We start from the raw sequence: 7,266 nt of genomic DNA, 5'->3' as shown, positions 1-7,266 counted from the left end.
TGGAAAGTGCTCAGAAGGGTAATCAGGATAGGCAGGAAAGAAAAAAGAAGAGACAAGAACGGGCTACTAAAACCATCACCAAATGATATACTTTATCCTTAGCCTGACGGCTATGGTGTTTTCACCAACAACCAAAAGCCAGCCAGGAGGAAAGCCTTTGGATATATAAAGCTGTTAATTTAGATTTGTTGCCGCATTGCGAAAAAGAAGAAAGTAAGTTGTTGGTGAAAACAACAACAACGGCGAAACATCAACGGCAAATGTTCAAAGAAAGGTAAGAGGGTTGAGTTTGAAAATGAATACATTTACAAATGGATAAGAGTGCGAAGATATATGTGGCGGGGCATCGTGGAATGGTGGGGTCGGCCATTGTGCGGAAGTTGGAGGCAAAGGGTTATAGCCATATTATAACGCGGCGTTCTTCAGAACTGGACTTGCGGGAGCAGGAGGCGGTGCGGACCTTCTTTCAGGAGGAGCAACCGGAGTACGTGTTCCTTGCGGCGGCGAAAGTGGGCGGGATTGTAGCCAACAACACCTACCGCGCCGAATTCCTCTACGAGAACCTGATGATAGAGGCTAACGTCATCCATTCCGCCTACGAGACCGGAGTTAAGAAGCTCATGTTCCTGGGCTCTTCCTGCATCTATCCAAAATTAGCGCCACAGCCCCTGAAGGAGGAATACCTCTTAACCGGTGAACTGGAGCCAACTAACGAGCCTTATGCCATTGCCAAAATAGCGGGCATCAAGCTCTGCGAAGCTTACCGCGACCAGTACGGCTGTAACTTTATCAGCGTGATGCCCACCAACCTTTACGGCTACAACGATAACTACCACCCGCAGAATTCACACGTGCTGCCAGCCCTAATTCGCAGGTTCCACGAGGCGAAGGAAAGCGGCACAGAGGCAGTGACTATCTGGGGCTCCGGAAGCCCAATGAGGGAATTCCTGTTTGCAGATGACCTGGCAGAGGCTTGCCTTTTCCTGATGCAGCGATACAGCGGCAGAGAACTCATCAACATTGGTACTGGCAAGGACATCAGCATCAAAGAACTGGCCCTATCGGTTAAAGAGGTGGTGAGTTTTGAGGGAAAGCTAATTTTTGATACTTCAAAACCAGACGGCACGCCCCGTAAACTCATGGACGTGTCAAAGCTTCACAGCCTCGGCTGGCAACACACAACAGAATTGACAGAGGGCATAGCCCTCGCCTACGCCGATTTCAAAGCAAAACACGTGGCGGTTTAAAATTTTTCAAAATTCCCCGCCTTAGACAAGGAGGGGTTAGGGGTGGTTGGATACCTTTCACTATCAATCCCGAAACAACCTTAAGATTAACAGGATTAAAATGAAAACAGCACTCATCACAGGCATCACAGGGCAGGACGGAGCCTACCTGGCAGAGCTCCTGCTCAGCAAAGGCTATATGGTGCACGGCTTGAAGCGCCGCAGCTCCATGTTCAATACCGACAGGATCGACCACCTCTACCAGGACCCGCACGAGAAGCACATCAATATGAAGCTGCATTACGGTGACCTGACAGATTCTACCAACCTGATTCGCATTATTCAGGAGACGCAGCCGGATGAGATCTATAACCTGGCCGCCATGAGCCATGTAAAGGTGAGCTTCGACACGCCGGAATATACGGCCAACGCCGATGGTTTAGGAACCTTGCGCATTTTGGAAGCTATCCGAATATTGGGGTTGACAGAGAAAACACGCATTTACCAGGCTTCCACCTCTGAGTTATATGGTTTAGTGCAGGCAGTACCGCAGTCAGAGACTACACCTTTCTATCCGCGCTCTCCTTATGCCGTGGCCAAACTATATGCCTACTGGATTACTGTTAACTATCGTGAGGCTTATAATATGTTTGCCTGCAACGGAATTTTGTTCAACCACGAGTCGCCGCTGAGAGGGGAGACCTTCGTGACACGGAAGATTACAAGGGCTGCGGCAAGGATAGCCATGGGACTGCAGCAGTGCCTCTACCTGGGTAATCTGGACTCACGCCGTGACTGGGGACACGCTAAAGATTATGTAGAGGCCATGTGGCGCATCCTACAGCAGGACACGCCGGAGGATTTTGTCATCGCCACAGGCGTGACCACCACGGTACGTGACTTTGTGAAGTTGAGCTTTGCCGAAGTGGGCATGGAGATAGAGTTTAAGGGAGAGGGTATAGAGGAGAAGGGCTACGTGGCCGCCTGCACGAATTCGGAGTACCAGCTGGAAATTGGAAAAGAGATTGTATGTGTTGACGCTAATTATTTCCGACCAACAGAAGTGGACCTTTTGATCGGGGACGCTACGAAATCCAAAGAGAAGCTAGGATGGGTACCAAAGTACGATCTGAAGACCCTGGTACAGGACATGATGCAGGCCGACGTGGAGCTTTTTAGGCGCGACACATATCTGAAGGACGGTGGTCACAGAATTCTTAACTATCATGAGTAGTAAAAACTACTTTATAATATTTTATTCTTAGAATTAGGTATGAGTACGACTACGACAAAGAAGCTAGTTGAAAAAAAAGAATCACTTGACTTCACCGAAGATTCTATTAGCAAAGAAGCTCATGAGGAGGAGAATTGGACACTGGTGATAGAACCTAGCTCTGGTCTTTTTGATTTGAAGTTAAAGGAAGTATGGCGCTACAGAGATTTATTGCAGATGTTTGTACGTCGCGATTTTGTGGCAGTGTATAAACAGACTGTACTTGGTCCAATTTGGTTTTTCCTACAGCCACTCCTGACAACTATTACCTTTACAATTGTTTTTGGCCGTATTGCAGGTATGTCTACTGGGGGCGTACCACCTTTATTATTTTATATGGCTGGTATCACGTGCTGGAACTATTTTTCTTCCTGTTTGACTGCAACATCTTCTACGTTTAGGAGCAATTCTGGAATCTTTGGTAAAGTATATTTTCCAAGATTGATAACACCACTTGCCATAGTGGTTTCCAACATGCTTAAGTTTGGAGTACAGTTTTTATTATTCTTAGCCTTCATGCTGTATTTTCTTCTTGAAGGAACTCCTATTCAACCAAATCTTTTGCTTTTATTAATACCGTTCCTGATAATTATAATGGCTTTGTTAGCTCTGGGCTCAGGTATGATAATATCTGCGCTTACTACTAAGTATCGTGATCTTCAGTTCCTCATAGGTTTCGCCGTGCAGTTAGGTATGTATGCATCTGCCGTTATATATCCCATTGCAGAGGTGCCTCAAAAGTATCAACTCTTTATAATGGCAAATCCAATGTCGGGTATTATTGAAACATTTAGATTAGCTTTTCTTGGGAATGGGGAATTTGAGTGGTTTTATTTCTTGTATCCTTTGACATTCTCAATCTTTATATTCCTGTTGGGAGTTATTATATTTAATAAAGTTGAAAAGTCATTTATGGATACTGTTTAGCAGGAGGTGAATTATGAATACGATCATCAAAATAGAAAATTTATCTAAACAATACAGACTAGGGGAGTACGGTACAGGTACGATCACACATGACTTAAACAGATGGTGGCACAAATTAAGAGGTAAAGAAGATCCATATTTAAAATTTGGTGAGGTTAATGACCGTGCCACAAAGAGTAACAGTGAATATACTTGGGCTCTGCGAGATGTTAATTTTGAAGTACAGCAGGGTGAGGTGCTTGGAATAATTGGTAAAAATGGTGCAGGTAAGTCAACTCTTCTCAAGTTGTTGTCTCGTGTTACTTCTCCTACCACTGGTTCTATCAAGGCGAAAGGACGTATTGCTTCTTTATTGGAGGTAGGTACTGGGTTTCACGAAGAACTGACTGGACGTGAAAACATATTCCTTAATGGTGCCATTCTTGGAATGACGAAAGCAGAAATAAGGTCAAAGCTAGATGAGATCATAGCATTTTCTGGCACTGAGCGATATATAGATACACCGGTGAAACGCTATTCCTCAGGAATGCGCGTACGTTTAGCCTTTGCTGTAGCAGCACATTTGGAACCCGATATTCTTATTGTGGATGAAGTTTTAGCTGTAGGGGATGCAGAATTTCAAAAGAAGGCAATTGGTAAAATGCAGGATGTAGCTCAAGGTGGAGGTAGAACGGTTCTTTTTGTAAGCCATAACATGGCAGCTGTTCAAAGTTTGTGTAATAAAGGACTTCTCTTATCCAATGGACAAGTGAGTTACAAAGGAAGTATTTCTAATGTTATTGAAAGTTATTTATTGAACAACACTTTGGTGGCAGATACAAAGGTTGAATTTTCCCTTAACAGGACAGGTAATGGGAAGGTTGCTTTTGCTGATTTTTATATGGAGGATATTAATGGTCAAAGGGTTGAAACCATATTATCAGGGTCTTCAGTAACATTAAATTTTGTTCTAAGAGTTGTAGAAAGTTCAGAAAAAGTAGATGTTGGTTTTTCTATAAATTCAAAATTTGGAGATAATTTGAGTGTACTATATAGTTCATATCAAAATGTAAGTTACTCCTTAACAGACCAAGAATATAAAATAATAAAATGTAAAATTGATGCACTTCCTTTTGCCCCTGGAGCATATGATGTATATGGAAGAGTTTTAGTAGATGGAGAAGAGGCAGATTGGCTAAAAGATCCGTTGGGTAAAATGAGTGTTGAAATGGGCGATTTTTATATGAGTGGGAAGACAGGCTTTGAAGGTAATGCTCCTTGTCTAATCAAAGGTAATTGGACAGCATCATGAAAAATAAGTTAAAGAGATTTTTAGTAAAACGACTTCCTGTAGGTTTAAAAAATGAAATTTTAAAACCGTATATTAAATCTAACTCCTATTACTCGCAAGAGGGGGAAGATGTTATCTTAGAGAGGCTTTTTGAAGGTTTACAACAAGGATTTTATGTTGATATAGGCGCTCATCATCCAATTCGGTTTTCAAATACTTTTAAATTTTATTTAAAAGGTTGGCGTGGAATAAATATTGATGCTATGCCAGGGAGTATGGAAGAGTTTATAAAAATTAGGCCTAATGACATAAACTTAGAATTACCTATTTCTGAAGAGGAGAGAGAGGCTATATATTATATATTCAATGAACCAGCTTTGAATACTTTTTCAGAAGAAATGGCTGAGAGTAAAAATGGATATAAAAACTTTAGAATAGTAGAGACAAGAAAACTAAAAATGTTTCCTTTATCTACAATATTAGATAAACATGTCCCTAAAGGAACAAAAATAAACTTTATGTCAGTAGATGTAGAGGGTTTTGACTTACAAGTCTTAAAATCAAACAACTGGGAGAGATTTCAACCTGAAGTATTATTAGTTGAAGAAGTAGGGCGTACATTGGAAGAAATTTTCAAAGGAGAAGTCTATAATTATCTTAATGATTTAGGTTATAAACTAATTTCTAAAACATATAATACGCTAATCTTTAGGAAAAGTGAATAAGCCTTTAGTTTCTGTTGTTCTAACTAGTTATAACCAACTAGAAAAGCTTACCAGAGCTTTTAATAGCTTATTAGATCAAACTTATCAAAATGTAGAAATTCTTATATCTGATGACTTTTCAACGGATGGAAGCAGAGAAAAAATTCATGAGTGGGAGATTGAATACCCAGGAAAAGTAGTTCCTATACTACAAACTGAGAATGTTGGTATCCCTAGGAATAAGAATTCTGGATTTAAAAAAGCAAAGGGTGATTTTATAACTTATTTAGATGGAGACGATATATACCTTCCAGATAAAATAGAAAAAGAAGTTTTATATGCTTTAAATAATCCAGAACATGATATAGTATATTCTAATTTTGCTTTTTGTGACGAAGAATTAAATATTTTAAACTTGTGGAGCGAGGAAAGAAAAAGTATGCCAACAGGTAATATTTTTTTAGACGTAGTTCTCCGTAGGTTCCCTTATAATACGGTTTTCCGTTTCGAGTTAATGAGAAAAAACGTGTTAAAAAGTATTAATTACTATGATGAAAATATTAGAGCTTTCCATGATTGGGATTCAAGAATAAGATATTCTTATAAATATAAAATTGGATATTGTGATAACATTTCCTCTTGTTATATTCAAGATACTGATGGTATTTCAAAAAAAACAAAGCAAACACTTCTTTTAAAAGAAATGCGTTTTGTGCTAAAAAAGAATAAAGCATTGATTAACAGATTAAACAGGGATGACTTTAAGGCCATGCAGGCCTTAGATTATAATTTATTATGTAAAATATTTGCTTCAACTTCTATCAAAAAGGACTTCAAATATATCTTTTCATACTTAAAAGATAATCCACTAAAGACTACTGAAATAGTTTCCTTATTATTAAAAAGATATAAACTTTGAATCTTGTATTTATAGTTTCTCAACCAAGAAGTGGCTCCACTCTTTTACAGGCCTTACTGTCTAATAATCAATGGATTGAAACTGTCAGTGAGCCATGGTTGTTACTTCCCCTATTAAGTATATTAAAACCTAACTTAATTGAAGCAAAATTTGATTATAAACTAGCAACTTTAGGTATAAATGAATTTGCTGGAAAAGTAGGAGGAAGAGATATATTGATAGAGGAGATTAATAACTTTGCACTAAATCTGTATTTGAAAATTCAGAGAGAAAATACAAAATACGTTTTAGACAAAACTCCCCGTTATTATGAAATACTTGATGAGATTGTTCAGGTCTTTCCTAATGCAAAAATCTTGGTATTGAAAAGACATCCTTTTGCTGTACTAAATTCAATTATTGATACTTGGGTAAAGGAAAATAATATAAATCAATTGAAGCCTTTTGAAAGAGATCTTCTATATGCTCCTTTTTTAATAGAGAACTTCAGCTTAAAACATAGTAATAACCCCAATGTATATAGTGTAAAATATGAGGATGTTGTAAAAGACCCTCTAGTACGAATAAAATCTATATATGATTGGTTAGGAATTCCTTTTGAAGAATCAGTTCTAAACTACAGGGGCAACACTTCTTATCAAGGATTGATGGGAGATCCAAAAGGAGTACACCAAAATCAAAGGCCAGAAATTAACAGCTTAGAAAGCTGGAAGAAAAAGTTACATGATAACTTTTGGGGGGATATTATTAAAGGCTACGGTTTTTTCCTAGGTGAAGACTTTCTTGAAAACTATGGGCCTTACGAATTTGTCGGTGAGAGAACACAAAGATTTAATGAACTTCTTTTTTTGCTTGGAAGAGGTGTTGGCTTAAATAAAACGACATTAAAAGATCATTTAAAGTATAAGTTGTATAAAGCACTGAATTTCGATTTCCTTCTAAACTAG

At 38.9% G+C, this 7,266-nt stretch carries 7 protein-coding genes; all 7 read left to right on the top strand.

The genetic code is table 11. The annotated features are described in order from the left end of the window. Positions 1 to 311: 311 nt before the first annotated feature. Positions 312 to 1,247, top strand: a complete 936-nt coding sequence (gene fcl, locus DXT99_RS13025) for a GDP-L-fucose synthase (RefSeq protein WP_115565991.1) — start codon at positions 312 to 314, stop codon at positions 1,245 to 1,247. A gap of 100 nt (positions 1,248 to 1,347) precedes the next feature. Further along, positions 1,348 to 2,460: a GDP-mannose 4,6-dehydratase gene (gene gmd, locus DXT99_RS13020; protein ID WP_115565990.1), complete on the top strand. Its 1,113-nt coding sequence runs from the start codon at positions 1,348 to 1,350 to the stop codon at positions 2,458 to 2,460. 39 nt (positions 2,461 to 2,499) lie between these two features. Next, complete coding sequence (locus DXT99_RS13015) at positions 2,500 to 3,426, top strand: ABC transporter permease (RefSeq protein ID WP_115565989.1); 927 nt, start codon at positions 2,500 to 2,502, stop codon at positions 3,424 to 3,426. A 13-nt stretch (positions 3,427 to 3,439) separates the two neighbouring features. Then, positions 3,440 to 4,717 (top strand): ABC transporter ATP-binding protein, encoded by a 1,278-nt coding sequence (locus DXT99_RS13010; protein WP_115565988.1) that lies wholly within the window; start codon positions 3,440 to 3,442, stop codon positions 4,715 to 4,717. Beyond that, positions 4,714 to 5,421, top strand: coding sequence for an FkbM family methyltransferase (locus DXT99_RS13005; protein ID WP_115565987.1), 708 nt, complete (start codon positions 4,714 to 4,716; stop codon positions 5,419 to 5,421). Before DXT99_RS13010 ends, DXT99_RS13005 begins: the two co-directional genes overlap by 4 nt. Next, on the top strand, positions 5,414 to 6,319 hold the full coding sequence (locus tag DXT99_RS13000) for a glycosyltransferase family 2 protein (RefSeq protein WP_115565986.1): 906 nt from the start codon (positions 5,414 to 5,416) through the stop codon (positions 6,317 to 6,319). The genes DXT99_RS13005 and DXT99_RS13000 overlap by 8 nt, the downstream gene beginning before the upstream one ends. Further along, complete coding sequence (locus tag DXT99_RS12995; RefSeq protein ID WP_115565985.1) at positions 6,316 to 7,266, top strand: sulfotransferase family protein; 951 nt, start codon at positions 6,316 to 6,318, stop codon at positions 7,264 to 7,266. Before DXT99_RS13000 ends, DXT99_RS12995 begins: the two co-directional genes overlap by 4 nt.

Origin of the sequence: Pontibacter diazotrophicus (genome assembly GCF_003367245.1) — a bacterium.
GTDB classification, from domain to species: domain Bacteria; phylum Bacteroidota; class Bacteroidia; order Cytophagales; family Hymenobacteraceae; genus Pontibacter; species Pontibacter diazotrophicus.
Note: the sequence above shows the minus strand (reverse complement) of the source record. Positions and strands in the feature narration are given on the sequence as shown.

What these genes read in the sequence shown, in the direction of transcription:
- fcl (WP_115565991.1), top strand. Translation starts at nt 312, where the DNA reads ATGGATAAGAGTGCGAAGATATATGTGGCGGGGCATCGTGGAATGGTG.
- gmd (WP_115565990.1), top strand. Translation starts at nt 1,348, where the DNA reads ATGAAAACAGCACTCATCACAGGCATCACAGGGCAGGACGGAGCCTAC.
- DXT99_RS13015 (WP_115565989.1), top strand. Translation starts at nt 2,500, where the DNA reads ATGAGTACGACTACGACAAAGAAGCTAGTTGAAAAAAAAGAATCACTT.
- DXT99_RS13010 (WP_115565988.1), top strand. Translation starts at nt 3,440, where the DNA reads ATGAATACGATCATCAAAATAGAAAATTTATCTAAACAATACAGACTA.
- DXT99_RS13005 (WP_115565987.1), top strand. Translation starts at nt 4,714, where the DNA reads ATGAAAAATAAGTTAAAGAGATTTTTAGTAAAACGACTTCCTGTAGGT.